This window comes from Nesterenkonia sp. HG001, from assembly GCF_034438835.1.
Classification (GTDB): domain Bacteria; phylum Actinomycetota; class Actinomycetes; order Actinomycetales; family Micrococcaceae; genus Nesterenkonia; species Nesterenkonia xinjiangensis.
The window spans coordinates 97,177-113,975 of the sequence record NZ_JAOSZD010000010.1 but is presented as its reverse complement, the minus strand read 5'-3'; the positions used below and the strand labels follow the sequence as shown (position 1 = coordinate 113,975).

The window sequence follows — 16,799 nt, the reverse complement described above, 5'->3', positions numbered from 1 at the left end:
TCCAGCAGGGCCAGATCGATGCCGGGGTCCCTGAGGAAGCGATCCGCAAGTATCGCCTGGCTGATGTCAATGCGGGCAGTACTGGAAGCACTGGTGGAGACGCCTGAACCACACCACCACCACTGAACAGCGGCAGCCGCACCGGTGAGCTTCTGCCGCTGCCTCACAGAGAAGGGGTCGCTGTCCTCACGGGATGGCGACCCCTTCTCTGTGTCCCTGAACCAGAGTCAGCGGCACTGCGGCAGTCTGCTGCCGAGCCCCGGGATCCTGCAGATCAGGGGCGTCTCCGCGAGAGGTCGCGGCGGGATGAAGAAGTCCGGGTCGTCCCCGCCCTCGAAGTCCCACGCGGCGTCGTCCTCGGCGGCCGGTGAGGGGAGAGGGAGGGGCCGTGCGTCGTCGGTCGGTCGGTGAGCACCCATGACACGCTCCTTCGGCTCTGAGTGATCCCCGAAGGAGTCCACAATACGGAAAGTAGATTCCACGGAGTGATATCAGTATCGCCAGTGAGGCGGGTTGAGTCAAGGGTCGGTGATCCAGGGCATCGGCTCGCCGTGGCTCCGTGCAGGAGCCCGACTGCCCGCCGTCACCTGCTAGGAGCTGCGCAGTTCCCGGGAGATCCGTGCGGCGACCTGGCGCAGCAGGGGCACCGCGCGATCGGCGAAGGCCGTGTCCACTCGGCTTGTGGGGCCAGAGACGGAGATGGCCAGCGGTGCGGGCGCCTCCGGCACGGACACGGCGAAGCAGCGGACGCCGAGCTCCTGCTCCTGCTCGTCCACGGAATAGCCCTGAGTCCGGATGGTGTGCAGCTCGTCCTCGAGCGCCTCGGGGGTGGTGATGCTGTGCTCGGTGTGGGCGGGCATCCCTGCCGTCGTCACGATCCGGCGCACCTGGTCGGCCCCGAGGGTGGCCAGGATGGCCTTGCCCACGCCGGTGTCATGGGTGTGGGCGCGGCGCCCGACCTCGGTGAACATGCGCATCTGGTGCGGGGAGGGGACCTGGTCTACGTAGACGACCATGTCGCCGTCGAGGGTGGCGACGTTGGCGCTCTCGCCGAGCTCGTCCACGAGTGTGCGCAGATGAGGGCGTGCCACTGCGCCCAGCTGGCGGCTCGCCAGGTCGCCCAGGCGGATCAGTCCGGGGCCGAGGGCGTACCCTCGGTCGGGGAGCTGGCGGACGATGCCGAGGCCGAGCAGCGTCTTGAGCAGGCGGTGGATCGTCGGCATCGGCAGGTTGACGGCGACGGCCAACTCGCTGAGCGTCGTCTGCCCTCCGGAGGCCGCGATGACCGAGAGGAGGTCGAAGGTGCGCTCCACGGACTGGACGCCTCCCTTGGTGGGCCGGCGTGCGGTGCTGTCCTTCTCGACGGCGTCCGGAGCCTCCGCGGGATCGGTGGTCATGGTCTCGGGGCCTTCCATGTCGCGGTCAGTCCTCCTCCGGCCGCAGTATCAGCCTGCGACCCTCTCGCCCTTGAGTGTAGTCGGCTCCAAGCCTGATCAGGCACGGGAGGGCGCGGGGAGGGGGAGGCTGTCGACGCGACGCAGAAAGTTTCGTATAGTAGACAATGTAGTCCGCATTGCGGAATATCGACCGAAAGGCAGAGCCATGGCAACCCCCAGCCCCGGGTACTCCATCACGTACCGCGTCTCCACGCCCGCCAGCTTCACCGCGTCCACCGATCTCGCCGCCGTCGTCGCTGAGCGGGGCGCTGCCCTGACGGCTCTCGACGTCATCGAATCGACCCGCGGAGGGCTCGTCGTCGACGTCTCCTGCGACACCCGGGGGGTCGACCACGCTGAAGAGATCGGGGGCGCGCTGGCCGCGCTCGAGGGAGTGGAGGTGCAGAAGAGCTCCGACCGCACCTTCCTGCTGCACCTGGGAGGCAAGCTCGAATCCGTCTCCAAAGTGACGCTGAAGAACCGCGACGACCTCTCCCGTGCCTACACCCCCGGGGTGGCTCGCGTCTGCCAGGCCATCGCCGAGAATCCCGAGGACGCCCGGCGGCTCACCATCAAGCGCAACACCGTCGCGGTCGTCACCGACGGCTCCGCCGTCCTGGGCCTCGGCAACATCGGTCCTGAGGCCGCGATGCCCGTCATGGAGGGCAAGGCCGTGCTGTTCAAGCAGTTCGCCGGCGTCGACGCCTGGCCCGTCGCGCTCGACACCCAGGACACCGAGGAGATCATCGCCGTCTGCAAGGCCATCGCGCCGGCCTACGGCGGGATCAACCTTGAGGACATCTCCGCTCCGCGCTGCTTCGAGATCGAAGCCCGGCTGCGTGAGGAGCTCGACATCCCCGTCTTCCACGATGACCAGCACGGCACCGCCATCGTCACCCTGGCGGCGCTGACCAACGCCCTGAAGGTCGTGGACAAGACCATGGGAGACGTGCGGATCGTGATCTCCGGCGCCGGTGCCGCCGGCCACGCCATCGTGAAGCTGCTGCTCGCCGCCGGAGCGCACGACGTCGTCGTCTGCGGCCGCGACGGGGTGCTCAGCCCCGCCGGCACCCACGCAGACCCGCACCGTGCCTGGCTCGCCGAGCACACCAACCCGCGCGGGGTCAGCGGGACGCTGAAGGAGGCGGTGGTCGACGCCGACGTCTTCATCGGCGTCTCCGCGCCGAACCTGCTCGACGGGAACGACGTCGCGGCCATGGCCGACGAGTCGATCGTGTTCGCCATGTCCAACCCTGACCCCGAGGTCGACCCGGTGGCCGCCGGCCGGACCGCCGCGGTCATCGCGACAGGACGCAGCGACTACCCCAACCAGATCAACAACGTGCTGGCCTTCCCCGGGTTCTTCCGCGGCCTGCTGGACGCACAGTGCCACGACATCACCGACGAGATGCTGCGTGCCGCCGCGGAGGCGATCGCCGGGACCCTCGGCGACGACGAGCTCAATCCGGGCTACATCATCCCCTCGGTCTTCGACCCCCGGGTGGCCAGCAACGTCGCCGAGGCGGTCGCCGCGACCGCCGCTGCGCAGACCGCGAGTCGGAACGGGGCTGCTGAGGCGCTCGTCGGAGCGGAGGCGCACCGATGAGCCGACACCCCGTGCTCGGCGCCGAGCTCCACCGCGCCGTCGACGAGCTGCTGCACGACGCGGACCAGGCTCTCGAGCGCCTCTATCCCGGTGACCGCGGTGTGCGACAGCCGGTGCACACCGTCTACGTCCCCGCCGACGCGTGGACCCCCGCGCTCTCAGCAGACTGGGGCTCCCAGGCCCTGGACGCCGTCGAGGCCCACGGCGGGATGGAGCAGCTGGCCCAGCGGGTCATCCAGCAGGCGGGCGGGAGTGTCGGGGTCGGGCTGGCCGGCGACGTCGCCGGCCTCGCCGGGGCGGTCACCGCGAAGCTGCGGCACGAGCCGATCGAGGACCTCCGGCTCGACTTCGAGGACGGCTTCGGCCTCCGCGACGACGCCGAGGAGGACGCCTGGGCCGTGCAGTCCGCGCAGCAGGTGGCCCGGGCGTTGACCGACGGGGTCGCACCGGCCTGGATCGGCATCCGGTTCCGATGCCTGGAGGCAGACTCCCGCCGTCGAGGGCTGCGCACCCTGGACCTGTTCCTGACCGAGCTGCACGCCGCCGGCGGACTCCCCGAGGGCCTGGTGCTGACCCTGCCGAAGGTGACTTCGGCGGATCAGGTGCGGGCCATGGTGCTGGCGGCCGGTGCCCTCGAGGAGAGCCTGGGCCTGCCGCCGGGCCGGATCGGCTTCGAGGTCCAGGTGGAGACTCCGCAGCTGATCCTCGGCGCAGACGGCACCGTCCCGCTGGCCGCTGCCGTGCACGCCGGCGAGGGGCGGGTGACCTCCCTGCATTACGGCACCTATGACTACTCCGCCTCGTTGGGCATCGCTGCGGCGCACCAGTCCATGGATCATCCGGTCGCGGACTTCGCCAAGCAGCAGATGCTGCTGGCCGCCGCCGAGACCGGAGTCCATGTCTCGGACGGGTCCACCAACATCCTCCCCGTGGGCGAGGCCGAGAGCGTGTTCGCGGCCTGGGACCTGCACAGTCGGCTCGTACGGCGGCACCTGCAGCGCGGGATATATCAGGGCTGGGACCTTCACCCCCACCAGCTGCCCACGCGCTTTCTGGCGACCTTCCTGTTCTATCGGGAGGGATTCGAGGCCGCGGCCCGACGCATCCGCGACTATGTGGCCGGGGAGTCCGGTGCCGTGCTCGATGAGCCGGCCACGGCCAAGGCGCTGGCAGGGTATCTGCAGCGCGGACTGACCTGCGGGGCCGTCACGCCGGACGACGTCGCCGCGGCCACCGGCCTCGACGCCGTGGGCCTGGCGAGCCTTGCCCGCACCGGGCGACCTGCGTGAGGCGAGCCGGCCGGCCCACCAGAAGAGCCGAGCGGCCCGCGGCCGGTGCATGATGAAGACCCGTCGAGAAGACCACAGAGGAGCTGAACGATGACGACCAGCAGGACCCCCTACTACGCGCCGCACGGCGGCCACCCGCCGCAGACCGATCTCCTCACCGACCGCGCGATGGTCACCGAGGCCTACACGGTGATCCCGCGGGGAGTCCTGCGCGACATCGTCACCACCGTGCTCCCTGAGTGGCGGGACACCCGCTCGTGGGTGCTGCACCGTCCGGTGGCCGGCGGGGCGGTGACCTTCTCCCAGACCATCCTGGAGGTCGCCCCCGGCGGCGGATCAGATGCCCCCGAGCCGCAGCCCGAGGTCGAAGGATTCCTCTTCCTCATGGAGGGAGAGGTGGAGCTGGTGATCGCCGGAGAGGCTCACCGACTGACTCCGGGAGGATACGGCTTCGTCCCGGCGGGGGAGCAGTGGTCGCTCCGCTCCGTCGGGGAGGAGGCCGCCCGGCTGCACTGGATCCGCAAACGCCACCAGGCGCTCGCCGGGCACACCCCCCGGCCCGTGGTGGGCCAGGAGCAGGAGATCGAGCCGAGCCCGATGCCGGACACCGATGGGCGGTGGCGCACCACTCGCATCCTCGACCCGCAGGACCTGGCCTATGACATGCATGTCAACATTGTGACCTTCGAGCCGGGCGCCTCGATCCCCTTCGCCGAGACCCACGAGATGGAGCACGGGCTCTACGTGCTCGAAGGCAAGGCCGTGTATCGCCTGAACACCGACTGGGTCGAGGTCCAGGAGGGCGACTATCTCTCGCTGCGGGCCTTCTGCCCGCAGGCCTGCTACGCGGGCGGGCCCGGCCCGTTCCGCTACCTGCTCTACAAGGACGTCAACCGTCAGGTCGTGCTCTGAGCCGACCCGGATGAGGCCCCGGTGACGATCCTGTTCATCGGCGGGGCCGACCGCACACGACGACGCCGCCACAGTCCCGGACTGTGGCGGCGTCGTCGTGTGCGCGACGTGTCAGGTGCGACCTCGCTGCCCCGGCCCCACGTGCCCGTCGCAGCGTGCCGGGTTCGACGTTCGGCCGATTTTTTCGCTCCCCAGGGGTGGGGGAACGCATTCCCACGGGGAGTTTCGGCCGCGCGTGGGGATGGGTCGCGGGGTGCGTCCAGGACGGCGGCCGCGCTCCAGCATGAGAGAGGGCCCCCGGGCGCTTCTGCAGAAGCGTCCAGGGGCCCTCTCTGTCACTGTGCCGACGGTGCGTCGGTCAGCGCGGTGGCTGCCCGTTGTGGGCTCCGGCCGGTGCCTGGGACTCAGCAGGGCTGCCGGGCTCCGCAACGGCGTCGGGCTCCCGTTCCCGGGGGTCGGCCGCCTGGCGAGGATCCTGGCCGGCGATGATCATCTGCACCTGGCTGGTGTCGGTGACCTCGCCCCGGTCGATGGCGTCTCGGACCTCCTCGACCTTGTCCTCGGGCACGAGGGGGATCTCCTCCCCGTCGCAGTCCACGAATCGGCCGTCGATGTACACGTCGCCCTCTCGGAGGTCCCGCAGGTCGGTGGGGGACAGGATGCGGATCGGCTTCGCCGCGAAGACTGAGGGGTTCTCCGAGTTGCCCAGCTTCAGCTCGTTGAACAGCAGGTTCAGGAGCACGGCCATGATCGCGGCGGAGGAGATGCCCGAGTGGAAGATGGTCTGGAACCAGGAGGGGAAGGCGTGGTAGAAGTCCTCGCGCACCACAGGGATCATCGCGAAGGCCAGGGAGGCCGAGACGATGATCAGGTTCATGTTCCCTTCGTACGACACGCTCTTCAGGTTGCGGATCCCGGAGCCCGCCACCGTGCCGAAGAGGACGATGCCGGCTCCGCCGAGGACCGGCATGGGGATGGCGGCGATCACCTGCCCGAGGATCGGCAGCAGTCCCAGGGCGACCATGATGATGCCGCCGCCGGCCACCACGAACCGGCTCTTCACGCCGGTCAGCGCCACCAGACCGACGTTCTGTGCGAAGGCGGACTGGGTGAAGGAGCCGAACAGCGGGGCGACGGCGGAGGAGAGCATGTCGGCACGCAGGCCGTTGGCGATGCGGCGACGGTCCACCGGTGTATCGATGATCTCGCCGATGGCGATGATGTCAGCGGCCGTCTCGGTCTTGATCACCAGGATGACGATCGTCATGGAGATGATCGCGGCCAGGTCGAAGGTCGGGACTCCGAAGCCCAGGAACGAGGGTGCGGCCACCCAGGCGCTGCCGCCGCCGACGTCGGAGAAGTCGGCCATTCCCAGCGCGGCCGCCACTGCGGTGCCCACGACAAGTCCCAGCAGGATCGAGAGGCGGGACAGCGTGGCGGAGCCGACCTTGGAGAAGAGCAGGATGATGGCCAGAGTGAGGAAGGCCAGGCCGATGTTGGCGAGTGAGCCGTAGTCGTCGGTCTCGGCGTCGCCTCCCATCGACCAGTTGGCGGCCACGGGGATGAGGGTGAGCCCGATGGCGGTGATGACCACGCCGGTGACCACCGGTGGGAAGAACCGGATGATGCGGGCGAAGAACGGCGCGATGATGAAGCCGATCACGCTGGCGGCGATGATCGCGCCGAAGACGGTGTTCAGATCGCCTCCGGGGCCGGTGAGGATCGCCAGCATGGTGCCGACGGCGGCGAAGGACACTCCCTGCACGATCGGCAGCTTCGAGCCGAGCATCGGGAGCCCGACGCTCTGCAGGATGGTCGCCAGACCGCCGATGAAGAGGCTGGCGGTGACCAGCAGCGCCGTCTGCTCAGCAGGGAGCCCGGCCGCGCTGCCGATGATCAGGGGGACGGCGATGATGCCGCCGTACATCGTCAGCACATGCTGCAGGCCGAAGGTCAGCAGCTTGCTGATCGGGAGCCATTCGTCTTCTGGCCGGTCTGAGCCGGCGGGGATGGATCGGCGCTTCTTCACGCTGTCACCAGTGGCCTTCTTCATGGTGGAGCTCACCTCATTCTGCCTCTCTGGGGCGGGGTGCGGCCCGTGGCGGCCGCACCCGGGTCATGGCGGGGCAGTCCTCCGCTGCGCCCGGCGTCCTGCGTGGCTTTTCGCAATGCGGAAGTATTTCGGGATATGGCATCGATATTCCGCATCGTGAATGAGTGTAACCCTGATCACAGACATCCCGTCAAGCCCGCCCTCCGGCAGTCCATACGTCGTCTTGCCGGCTTCGGGCACCCGGGATTCTGGGGTGCATGCAGGATCTCGGTGGGCCTGGGCGTTGACGAAACCTTCCGCGGCGTCGTACGCTGATATTCCACAAGATGGATTTATGTTTCCGCTGAGCGGAAGCGCGTGGCGGGGTCGCGGGACCTCCGCCACACATCCGCTCACCGACAGGAGGACCAGATGACTGGCACATCCGATCACCGTTCCCCGCAGTCCTACGTGCTGAACTGCTCCACGCTGCTCACCGAGCTGCCCGTGCCGGAGAGGGCCCGCGCCGCAGCTGACCGAGGCTTCACCGCGGTGGAGTTCTGGTGGCCCTTCGACGGTGACCCCACGCCTTCCGGGACCGAGGTCGATGCGTTCGTGGCCTCCCTGGACGAGGCAGGGGTCTCCTTGGCCGGGCTGAACTTCTGGGCCGGCGACATGGCTCAGGGCGATCGCGGGATGGTCTCCGTCCTCGGCCGCCAGGACGAGTTCGAGCGCAATGTCGAGATCGTCGTCGAGATCGGCCGCCGCACCGGCTGTCGAGCCTTCAACGCCCTCTACGGACTGCGGCAGGACGGGCAGGACGAGCAGGCCCAGGACGCGCTCGCTGTGGAGAACCTGGTCCACGCCGCCGAGGCCGTCGCCGTCATCGAGGGCGTGGTGCTCGTGGAGCCGGTCTCCGGCGCCGAGGGGTACCCGCTGAAGACGGCCGCCGAGGCGCTCGCCGTGGTCGAGGCGGCCCGCGCCGCCGGTGCACAGAACGTCGCTCTGCTGGCCGACTTCTACCACCTGGCGGTCAACGGCGACGACGTCGCCGCCGTCATCGAGGCCCACGCCGCCTCCTTCGGCCACATCCAGATCGCCGACGCACCCGGCCGCGGAGCCCCCGGCACCGGTGCGCTCCCCCTGCAGGAGTGGATCGACCGCAGCCGTGAGCTCGGCTACCCCGGCTCGGTGGCCCTGGAGTACAAGCAGGACACCGCGACCGCCTTCGACTGGCTCGCGGCCACCGCTCCTGCTGCGGACGCGAGTCGCTGACCAGCTGCCCACGCAGCACACAGACACCGGGAACGGTCCGAGACGACCGCCCCACACGAGAGGAGCAGAGGACATGAGCACGAAGATCGCATTCATCGGCCTGGGGATCATGGGACTGCCCATGGCCAAGAACCTCGTCGCCGCCGGACACACCGTGGCCGGCTTCAACCGTTCGCCCGAGAAGAGCCAGGAGCTCGCGCAGGCCGGCGGGACCGCGGCGTCGTCTGTGGCCGAGGCGGTCCGTGACGCCGAGGTCATCATCACCATGGTGCCGGACTCCCCGGACGTGGAGTCGGTGATGCTGGGGGAGGACGGCGTCCTCGCCCACGCCCAGCCCGGGGCGACCTGGATCGACCACTCCACCATCCGCCCCGACGTGGCCGCCGAGGTCGCGCAGAAGGCCCGCGAGGCAGGGCTCAAGCCGCTGGACGCCCCGGTCTCCGGCGGGGAGCAGGGCGCGATCGATGGTGTGCTCTCCATCATGGTCGGCGGGGAGCAGGAGGAGTTCGACGCCGTCCGTGACGTCCTCGAGGGGGTCGGGAAGACCATCGTGCTGGTGGGCCCCTCCGGCTCCGGGCAGACCGTCAAGGCGGCCAATCAGCTCATCGTCGCCGGCAACATCGGGCTGCTCGCCGAGGCCGTCCTGTTCCTCGAGGCCTACGGCGTGGACACCGACTCCGCGCTGACAGTGCTCGGCGGCGGGCTGGCCGGCTCCAAGGTCCTGGACCAGAAGGGCCAGAAGATGCTGGACCGCGCCTTCGAGCCCGGCTTCCGGCTGAACCTGCATCACAAGGACATGGGGATCGTCACCGCGGCCGCCCGCGAGGCCGGCGTCGTGACGCCGCTGGCCTCCACCGTGGCGCAGCTGATTGCCTCCACCGTGCAGCGGGGCGACGGCGGGCTGGACCACTCCGGGCTGCTCACCGTCCTGGAGGAACTCTCCGGCGGATCGTCGGACCCCTCAGCCCGGTGACGCCGCCGCCCAGACTCGGCGGCCCGGAGCTCGGACCGCCTCACCAGACACGACGAGATGAAGGAGAAGCGCCATGACGAGGATGCGCGCTGTTGATGCGGTCGCCCTGATCCTGGAGAAGGAAGGGGCCACCGAAGCCTTCGGGCTCCCCGGAGCGGCGATCAATCCGCTCTATTCGGCCCTGCGGGCCCACGGAGGGATCCGGCACACGCTGGCCCGGCACGTGGAGGGGGCGTCCCACATGGCCGACGGATACACCCGAGCCGCCGCCGGCAACATCGGCGTCTGCCTGGGGACCTCCGGCCCGGCCGGCACGGACATGATCACCGGACTCTACGCCGCCCAGGCGGACTCCCAGCCGATCCTGTGCATCACCGGTCAGGCCCCGGTGGCCGTCCTGGACAAGGAGGACTTCCAGGCGGTGGACATCGCCTCCATCGCCGCTCCCCTGACGAAGATGGCCAAGACGGTCCTGGAGGCCGCCCAGGTCCCCGGAACCTTCCAGAAGGCCTTCCAACTGATGCGCTCCGCGCGCCCCGGCCCGGTGCTCATCGATCTGCCGGTGGACGTCCAGCAGACCGAGATCGAGTTCGACATCGACACCTACGAGCCGCTGCCGGTCGTGGGTCCGGCGGCCACCCGCGCCCAGGCCGACCGGGTGCTGGACATGATCGCCGAGGCGGAGCGCCCGATCATCGTCGCCGGTGGCGGCATCGTCAACGCCGACGCCACCGACCAGCTGGTCGAGCTCGCTGAGCTGCTCGACATCCCGGTCACTCCCACGTTGATGGCCTGGGGCGCGATCCCTGACGATCACCCGCTGATGGCGGGGATGGTCGGGATCCAGACCCACACCCGCTACGGCAACGCCAGCTTCCTGGAGTCTGACCTGGTCCTGGGCATCGGCAACCGGTGGGCCAACCGGCATACCGGAGACCTGGAGACCTACCGGCGCGGCCGGAGGTTCATCCACATCGACATCGAGCCCACACAGATCGGCCGGGTCTTCGCCCCGGACTACAGCGTGGTCTCCGACGCCGGCGCGGCGATCGCTGCGCTCCTGGAGGCGGCCCGGGCGCGGAAGGACCGACTCCCGGACTTCTCCACCTGGGCCCGTGCCTGCGCCGCCCGCAAGGGCACGATGCACCGCAAGACGAACTTCACCGAGCGGCCGATCAAGCCGCAGCGGGTCTACCAGGAGATGAACGCTGTCTTCGGCCGGGACGTCACCTATGTGACCACGATCGGGCTCAGCCAGATCGCCGGTGCGCAGATGCTTCACGCCTACCACCCGCGCTCCTGGATCAACGCCGGCCAGGCGGGACCCCTGGGCTGGACCGGGCCGGCCGCGCTGGGGGTGGTGCGGGCGCGGCCGGACACGACCGTCGTCGCACTCTCGGGCGACTATGACTTCCAGTTCATGGTCGAGGAGCTGGCGGTGGGTGCTCAGCACCGGCTGCCCTATGTCCACGTGGTGGTCAACAACTCCTACCTGGGGCTGATCCGTCAGGCCCAGCGGCCCTTCGAGATGGACTATGAGGTCTCGCTGGCCTTCGACAACATCAACGCCACCGGGGAGAGCGCCGGCTACGGAGTGGATCACGTGGCGGTGGCGAAGGGGCTTGGCTGCCAGGCGGTCCGGGTGGAGGACCCGGAGGAGATCCGCGGCGCCCTGGAGAATGCGGTGCGGCAGGCCGAGGAGCATCGGGTGCCGGTGGTCGTCGAGATCATCCTCGAGCGGGTCACCAACATCTCCATGGGCGCCGCCCTGGACGCGGTCAACGAGTTCGAGCCCCTGGCGGAGAGCTCCGAGGATGCTCCCACGTCGTTGACCCCGCTCGTAGTCTCCGAGTGACTCGATGGCTCAGATGTCATCCGGGGGCGCCGGCGAGAGGATCGTGATCGCGCCGGACACGTTCAAGGGGTCGCTGTCCGCCCGGGAGGTGGCCGCCGCGCTGGCCGCAGGCTTCCGTAATCAGGGTTCGGGGGCCGTCATCGAGCAGGTGCCGATGGCGGATGGCGGAGAGGGGACGCTCGACGCGGTCGCGGAGGGTGGTGCGGCCGGGGACTGGACGATCGAGGTGCTGGAGGTCACCGGACCGGACGGCCGGCCGGTGGGCGCCAGACTGGGCACCCGCCCCGGCGACGCCGGACCGGTGGCCCTGGTGGAGCTGGCCGAGGCCTCCGGGCTGGGGGACATGGACCCGTGCGCCGACCCCCTCCGGGCGACCAGCCGAGGCACAGGGGAGCTGCTATGCGCGGCGCTGGACCGCGGGGCCCGGGAGGTGGTGCTGGCGCTGGGAGGCAGCGCCTGCACCGATGCCGGGGCAGGCCTGCTCTCGGCGCTCGGGGCCCGACTGCTGGACCGGGCGGGCCGGAGGATCCCCGACGGTGCGGCCGGGCTGGCCGGGCTCGCCGCAGCAGACCTGAGCGGCCTCGATCCACGGCTGGGCCGGGTGCGCCTGGTCATCGCCGCCGACGTCGACTCGCCGCTCATCGGTCCGCGAGGCGCTGCAGAGGTCTTCGGGCCCCAGAAAGGCCTGGATGAGCGACAGGTGCGGCAGGCCGCTGCCGCGCTGCGGTCCGCTGTGCCGATCCTCGCCGAGGCCGCCTATCGGCGCGGGGGCGCCGCCGCCTCGGAGCGGGTCGTCGCGGCCGCGGACCAGCCAGGTGCCGGAGCGGCCGGCGGTGTCGGCTTCGCCACGCTGGGTCTGCTCGGGGGTGCACGTCGCCCCGGGGTGGAGGTGGTGATGGACCTGGTCGGGCTCGAGGCGAAGATCGCCTCCGCCGATCTGGTGATCACCGGTGAGGGCAGCCTCGACACCCAGTCCCTGGCGGGCAAGGTGCCCGTCGGGGTGGCCGCCTGCGCCTCCCGCCACGGGGTGCCGGTGATCGCGGTCTGCGGCCGCAACGGCCTGGACAGGGATCAGTGGGCGGCGGCCGGGCTGGAGCAGGTCTGGGCGTTGCGCGATCTGGCCGCCGATGAGAGAGAATCCATGACGCAGGCGCGTGACCTGCTGCACACTGTGGGAAGTAGTCTCGCGATCGACCCCGCACGACGTCGCCGCCGGGCGGACCGGCCGGCACGCTGAGGCCAGAGAGGAAAGACACAGACATGGTCCATGAACTCGTGGTGACAGCCCGGAGGGCCCTGCTGCCCGAGGGGTGGCAGGCCGTGGAGATCGGCGTCGACGACGGGACGATCACCGCCCTGGCCCCGTACGGCGCCGGGCTGCAGGGGCGGCAGACACGTGAGCTGAGAGAGGGGCAGGTGCTGCTCCCCGGTCTGGTGGACACCCACGTCCACGTCAACGAGCCGGGCCGCACCGAGTGGGAGGGATTCGCCTCGGCCACCCGTGCTGCCGCGGCCGGCGGGGTCACCACGATCGTGGACATGCCGCTGAACTCGATCCCGCCGACGGTGGACCCGGAGGCGCTTCAGATCAAGCAGGCTGCCGCCGCTGCCTCCGCCCACGTGGATGTGGGCTTCTGGGGCGGGGCGGTGCCCGGCAACGGCGAGCAGCTGCGCCCGCTGCATGAGCGCGGAGTCTTCGGCTTCAAATGCTTCCTGGAGGACTCCGGGGTCGAGGAGTTCCCGCCCCTGGAGCCGGCGGAGATGGAGGAGGACATGGCGATCCTGGCGGAGCTGGGATCGATGATGATCGTCCACGCCGAAGATCACGACACCCTGGCCCAGGCGCCCGGGGCTCAGGGTCGCAGGTACGAGGACTTCCTGCGCTCCCGGCCCCGGGAGGCGGAGAACGTCGCCATCCGGGCGGTCATCGACGCCGCCCGGCGCACCGGAGCCCGGGCGCACATCCTGCATCTTTCCTCGGCCGACGCCCTGCCGGAGATCCGGCAGGCCCGAGCCGAGGGGGTGAAGCTGACCGTGGAGACCTGCCCGCACTACCTGGTCCTCGCTGCCGAGGAGATCGGCGACGGCGCCACCACCCATAAGTGCTGCCCGCCGATCCGCGAGGCCTCCAACCAGCATGCGCTCTGGGAGGGCCTGCGCGAGGGGCTCATCGACTGCGTGGTCTCGGACCACTCGCCCTCGACTGCGGAGCTGAAGCTGCTCGACGTCGGGGACTTCGGTGCCGCCTGGGGAGGGATCTCCTCCCTGCAGCTGGGGCTGCCGCTGGTGTGGAGCGAGGCAAGGGCCCGAGGCCTGGAGCTGGAGCAGGTGGTGGGTTGGATGTCCTCCGCTCCGGCGGACCTGGCCGGGCTGTCGGACAAGGGCCGGCTGGCCGAGGGGAAGAGTGCGGACATGGTGATCTTCTCCCCGGAGCAGTCCTGGAGTGTGGAGGTCGACAGCCTCTGGCACCGCAACAAGGTCAGCGCCTATGACGGCCGTGACCTGGTCGGCGTCGTGGAGTCCACGCTGCTGCGCGGTGAGCAGATCGACTTCGAGACCCCGCGCGGGCGGCTGATCAGCCGGGTGGACGCGAAGCCGGCAGGAGCCTGAGCTCCTCAGCTCTGAACTCCCCGGTGCTGAGCACCGGCACAGACAGCGGGGCCCCGACCAGATCTGGTCGGGGCCCCGCTGTCTGTGGTCCCGGGTCAGATGCCCAGGGTGCTGCGCAGCTCGGCGACGTGGCCCTGGGCCTTGACGTCGTAGGCGGCGTGGGAGAGCCGACCCTCGGGGTCGATGACGAAGGTGGAGCGCAGCGTGCCCTTCATGGTGCGCTCGCCCAGCGTCTTGGTCCCGTAGGTGCCGTAGGCGCGGGCCACCGCCTGGCCGACGTCGGAGAGCAGCGGAAAGGTCAGCTGCTCGGTGTCGCTGAACTCACGCAGCGCCTCCGGCTCATCGGGAGAGATCCCGACGACGGCGTAGCCGGCCGCCTCCAGCGAGGCCAGGTTGTCGCGGAAGTCGCAGGCCTGGGTGGTGCAGCCGGGGGTGGAGGCCCTGGGGTAGAAGTAGACGACCAGGTGACGGCCGGCGTAGTCGGCCGAGCTGACCTGGTGGCCGTGGGCGTCGGACAGAGTGAAGGTGGGGGCCTGCTGGCCGACCTGCAGCATGGTGATGAGGTCTCCTCGTGAAGGGATCAGGGACCGCATCAGTCTATCGTGATGCGGAAGATGACATCCGCTATATGGATGGTCACGGCTCCGGGTCCGCCGCCCAAACAGAGTCGTCCTCGCTGACCGGGCCGTCGTCGTCATCATCCCGCTCGCTGCGCTCCAGCTGCTCGATCACATCGGTGGGCGGGTTGATCATCAGGATCGCCTCGTCGCGTTTGCCGCGCAGCTCCTCCTCGATGAAGCTGGGCAGCGCGTCCGTCAGCTCGACGTCGCGGCCCTCCCGCTCCGAGAGCTTCCACCGGTGGTCGATCATCTGGTGCATGATCTCTGCGGGCTCCAGCTTGTCGCGCAGCTCCCGCGGGATCTGCCGGATCATCGGCTGGAAGACCTCCTGGGTCCACATGTGCGCGGCGATGGACTCGTCTCCGTGCGGGTCCGTCTGCGCCCGATAGGCGTCGATCGCGCCGAGAAGTCGGCGGGCCTGGTTCTCCTGGACGTCGAGGCCGGTGAGGTTCATCAGGCGGCGCTGGTGGTGTCCCGGGTCCACCACTTTGGGGCGCAGCAGCAGCTTCTCCTCCGCGCTTGCCGAGCGGATGTCATACTCCTCGACGTCGAAGCCCAGCTCGTTGAGCCGCCGGATCCGCTCCTCGATCAGCCACTGCTGATCCGGTTTGAAGGCCGTGTCCCCGGTGAGCTCCTGCCACAGGCCGCGGTAGGAGTCGATGAACTGATGGCTGGTGGCGATCGGGTCGACCTCCTCGTCCACCATGCCGCCCTCCATGAGGTCCATCAGCTCGCCGGCGATGTTCACCTGCGCCAGCTCCAGGTCATATTCGCGCTGCCCGACGGAGAGCGTCGGATGGATCTCCCCGGTCTCGGCGTCCACCAGGTAGGCGGCGAACTTGCCGGCGTCGCGTCGGAACAGCGTGTTCGACAAGGAAACGTCGCCCCAGTAGAAGCCGATCAGGTGCAGCTCCACCATCAGCAGAGCCTGCGCGTCGATGAGCCGGTGCAGCGTCTCCTTGCGCATCATCTGGTTGAACACCGCACGGTAGGGCAGTGAGAAGCGCAGATGTCGGGTGATCAGCGCGGGGGACAGCTCCGTGCCGTCCTCTCGGGAGCGCCCGGTCACCTCCGCCACCGGCTTCACGCATGGTGCGCCGAGGCGTCCCAGCTGCCGCAGCATCCTGTACTCGTGCCGGGCGGCCCGTTCGGAGGTCTCCTTGATCGCGATCACCGAGCCGCCCAGATAGGCGAACCGCACGATGTGTCGGGAGATGCCTCGCGGCAGCGCGGCGATGACATGCTCGGGCCACTCGACCAGCGGCAGATGCCAGGGCAGGTCCAGCAGCTCCTGGGGGATCGTGCCGGAGGCGGTCAGGCTCAGGCCTGGTGCTGGGCTCACTGCTGCTCCTCCTCTCGGGCCTCACGGGCCTCAGCGATCGTGTTCAGCACCGCGGCCAGCTGCGCCGGAGCTTCGATCCGGTGTGCGGCGCGGGTCTCGCCCTCGCCGACCTTGACTCCGAGGTCCTCCCCGGCGAGCACCGCGAAGCCGAACTCGTCGGTGACGTCGTCGCCGGCGAAGAGCACCGCATCGGGGGAGACCAGCCGGCGCAGCTCACTGATGCCCTCGCCCTTGTCCGCCTGCACGACGACGGCCTCCAGGACCATCTTCCCCTCCTTGGGATGCACCTCGTCCAGGGTCGCGACGGCGGCACGGGACTCCACGAGCACCTGCTTGGCCTCGCCGGCGTCGGGGATCTTGCGCACATGAATGGCCGCTCCGGCGGGCTTGTGCTCCACCCAGGCACCCTCGGTGCCGGCGGCGATGGACTCGAAGACCTCCAGCAGCTCGCGCCGTGCGGCCTGCTGGCCCGGCGTCAGCGTCAGTCCGGCGCCCTGCGGGGCCAGGTCGGCGACATCGCGCTCGGCGCCGTGGGAGCCGATCAGCAGAGCTCCCGACGGCGGGGCCGCCAGCTCCCGGAGAGACTCCAGCGGGCGGCCTGAGACATAGGCGACGCGGACGCCGTCGAGCCCCGCCAGCCGCCGGATGGCCTCCGCATTGGCCGGCACAGGGCGGGCCTCGGAGGCATCAGCCACGAGCTCGGAGACGCAGCCGTCGAAGTCCAGGCACACCAGCAGTCGTGGCAGCGCGGCGAAGCCTCGCAGGGCGGCGAGCAGATCGTCATCGAGCAGGGTTGCCACGGAGGCGTCCTGGGGGACGTGGTCAGTGGTCATGGGACGAGTATCTCCT

14 protein-coding genes are annotated in these 16,799 nt (G+C 69.9%); 8 read left to right on the top strand and 6 right to left on the bottom strand.

Going from position 1 to position 16,799, the window contains the following annotated elements; genetic code table 11:
- Positions 1–227: 227 nt before the first annotated feature.
- Together ODE13_RS15420 and ODE13_RS15415 are read right to left on the bottom strand one after the other, a co-directional pair.
- Positions 228–419, bottom strand: a complete 192-nt coding sequence (locus ODE13_RS15420; RefSeq protein WP_179541104.1) for a hypothetical protein — start codon at positions 417–419, stop codon at positions 228–230.
- Between the two features lie 171 nt (positions 420–590).
- Positions 591–1,415, bottom strand: coding sequence for an IclR family transcriptional regulator (locus ODE13_RS15415; RefSeq protein WP_322480053.1), 825 nt, complete (start codon positions 1,413–1,415; stop codon positions 591–593).
- A gap of 187 nt (positions 1,416–1,602) precedes the next feature.
- On the opposite strand from ODE13_RS15415, the gene ODE13_RS15410 reads away from it, so the two are divergent.
- The 3 genes from ODE13_RS15410 (at position 1,603) to ODE13_RS15400 (ending at position 5,243) form a co-directional block, all read left to right on the top strand.
- Positions 1,603–3,042: an NAD-dependent malic enzyme gene (locus ODE13_RS15410; protein ID WP_322480052.1), complete on the top strand. Its 1,440-nt coding sequence runs from the start codon at positions 1,603–1,605 to the stop codon at positions 3,040–3,042.
- The gene (locus ODE13_RS15405; RefSeq protein ID WP_322480051.1) at positions 3,039–4,331 is read left to right on the top strand and encodes a DUF6986 family protein; all 1,293 of its coding nucleotides are present in this window, start codon (positions 3,039–3,041) and stop codon (positions 4,329–4,331) included. The genes ODE13_RS15410 and ODE13_RS15405 overlap by 4 nt, the downstream gene beginning before the upstream one ends.
- A gap of 90 nt (positions 4,332–4,421) precedes the next feature.
- Positions 4,422–5,243 carry a bifunctional allantoicase/(S)-ureidoglycine aminohydrolase gene (locus ODE13_RS15400; RefSeq protein ID WP_179541101.1) on the top strand — a complete coding sequence of 274 codons (822 nt, stop codon included), beginning with the start codon at positions 4,422–4,424 and terminating at the stop codon, positions 5,241–5,243.
- 358 nt (positions 5,244–5,601) lie between these two features.
- Here the strand turns inward: ODE13_RS15400 and ODE13_RS15395 are convergent, their stop codons facing one another.
- Positions 5,602–7,296 (bottom strand): nucleobase:cation symporter-2 family protein, encoded by a 1,695-nt coding sequence (locus ODE13_RS15395; protein ID WP_322480050.1) that lies wholly within the window; start codon positions 7,294–7,296, stop codon positions 5,602–5,604.
- Between the two features lie 411 nt (positions 7,297–7,707).
- Here ODE13_RS15395 and ODE13_RS15390 point away from each other — a divergent pair, with 411 nt between their 5' ends.
- From ODE13_RS15390 to allB, 5 genes are all read left to right on the top strand, one after another.
- Complete coding sequence (locus ODE13_RS15390) at positions 7,708–8,550, top strand: hydroxypyruvate isomerase family protein (RefSeq protein ID WP_322480049.1); 843 nt, start codon at positions 7,708–7,710, stop codon at positions 8,548–8,550.
- Complete coding sequence (locus ODE13_RS15385; RefSeq protein ID WP_322480048.1) at positions 8,444–9,523, top strand: 2-hydroxy-3-oxopropionate reductase; 1,080 nt, start codon at positions 8,444–8,446, stop codon at positions 9,521–9,523. Before ODE13_RS15390 ends, ODE13_RS15385 begins: the two co-directional genes overlap by 107 nt.
- Positions 9,524–9,596: 73 nt before the next feature.
- Positions 9,597–11,378 (top strand): glyoxylate carboligase, encoded by a 1,782-nt coding sequence (gcl, locus tag ODE13_RS15380; protein WP_322480047.1) that lies wholly within the window; start codon positions 9,597–9,599, stop codon positions 11,376–11,378.
- A 4-nt stretch (positions 11,379–11,382) separates the two neighbouring features.
- Complete coding sequence (locus ODE13_RS15375) at positions 11,383–12,615, top strand: glycerate kinase (RefSeq protein ID WP_322480046.1); 1,233 nt, start codon at positions 11,383–11,385, stop codon at positions 12,613–12,615.
- A gap of 23 nt (positions 12,616–12,638) precedes the next feature.
- Complete coding sequence (gene allB, locus ODE13_RS15370; RefSeq protein WP_322480045.1) at positions 12,639–13,988, top strand: allantoinase AllB; 1,350 nt, start codon at positions 12,639–12,641, stop codon at positions 13,986–13,988.
- Positions 13,989–14,083: 95 nt separating this feature from the next.
- Here the strand turns inward: allB and bcp are convergent, their stop codons facing one another.
- From bcp to otsB, 3 genes are read right to left on the bottom strand one after another with little or no spacing between them, the layout of a single operon-like run.
- Positions 14,084–14,581 carry a thioredoxin-dependent thiol peroxidase gene (gene bcp / locus ODE13_RS15365; RefSeq protein ID WP_322480044.1) on the bottom strand — a complete coding sequence of 166 codons (498 nt, stop codon included), beginning with the start codon at positions 14,579–14,581 and terminating at the stop codon, positions 14,084–14,086.
- 43 nt (positions 14,582–14,624) lie between these two features.
- The gene (locus ODE13_RS15360; protein ID WP_179541094.1) at positions 14,625–15,950 is read right to left on the bottom strand and encodes a DUF4032 domain-containing protein; all 1,326 of its coding nucleotides are present in this window, start codon (positions 15,948–15,950) and stop codon (positions 14,625–14,627) included.
- Positions 15,947–16,783 carry a trehalose-phosphatase gene (otsB, locus tag ODE13_RS15355; protein WP_322480043.1) on the bottom strand — a complete coding sequence of 279 codons (837 nt, stop codon included), beginning with the start codon at positions 16,781–16,783 and terminating at the stop codon, positions 15,947–15,949. The genes ODE13_RS15360 and otsB overlap by 4 nt, the downstream gene beginning before the upstream one ends.
- Between the last annotated feature and the right edge of the window lie 16 nt (positions 16,784–16,799).

What these genes read in the sequence shown, in the direction of transcription:
- ODE13_RS15420 (WP_179541104.1), bottom strand. Translation starts at nt 419, where the DNA reads ATGGGTGCTCACCGACCGACCGACGACGCACGGCCCCTCCCTCTCCCC.
- ODE13_RS15415 (WP_322480053.1), bottom strand. Translation starts at nt 1,415, where the DNA reads ATGGAAGGCCCCGAGACCATGACCACCGATCCCGCGGAGGCTCCGGAC.
- ODE13_RS15410 (WP_322480052.1), top strand. Translation starts at nt 1,603, where the DNA reads ATGGCAACCCCCAGCCCCGGGTACTCCATCACGTACCGCGTCTCCACG.
- ODE13_RS15405 (WP_322480051.1), top strand. Translation starts at nt 3,039, where the DNA reads ATGAGCCGACACCCCGTGCTCGGCGCCGAGCTCCACCGCGCCGTCGAC.
- ODE13_RS15400 (WP_179541101.1), top strand. Translation starts at nt 4,422, where the DNA reads ATGACGACCAGCAGGACCCCCTACTACGCGCCGCACGGCGGCCACCCG.
- ODE13_RS15395 (WP_322480050.1), bottom strand. Translation starts at nt 7,296, where the DNA reads ATGAAGAAGGCCACTGGTGACAGCGTGAAGAAGCGCCGATCCATCCCC.
- ODE13_RS15390 (WP_322480049.1), top strand. Translation starts at nt 7,708, where the DNA reads ATGACTGGCACATCCGATCACCGTTCCCCGCAGTCCTACGTGCTGAAC.
- gcl (WP_322480047.1), top strand. Translation starts at nt 9,597, where the DNA reads ATGACGAGGATGCGCGCTGTTGATGCGGTCGCCCTGATCCTGGAGAAG.
- ODE13_RS15375 (WP_322480046.1), top strand. Translation starts at nt 11,383, where the DNA reads ATGGCTCAGATGTCATCCGGGGGCGCCGGCGAGAGGATCGTGATCGCG.
- allB (WP_322480045.1), top strand. Translation starts at nt 12,639, where the DNA reads ATGGTCCATGAACTCGTGGTGACAGCCCGGAGGGCCCTGCTGCCCGAG.
- bcp (WP_322480044.1), bottom strand. Translation starts at nt 14,581, where the DNA reads ATGCGGTCCCTGATCCCTTCACGAGGAGACCTCATCACCATGCTGCAG.
- otsB (WP_322480043.1), bottom strand. Translation starts at nt 16,783, where the DNA reads ATGACCACTGACCACGTCCCCCAGGACGCCTCCGTGGCAACCCTGCTC.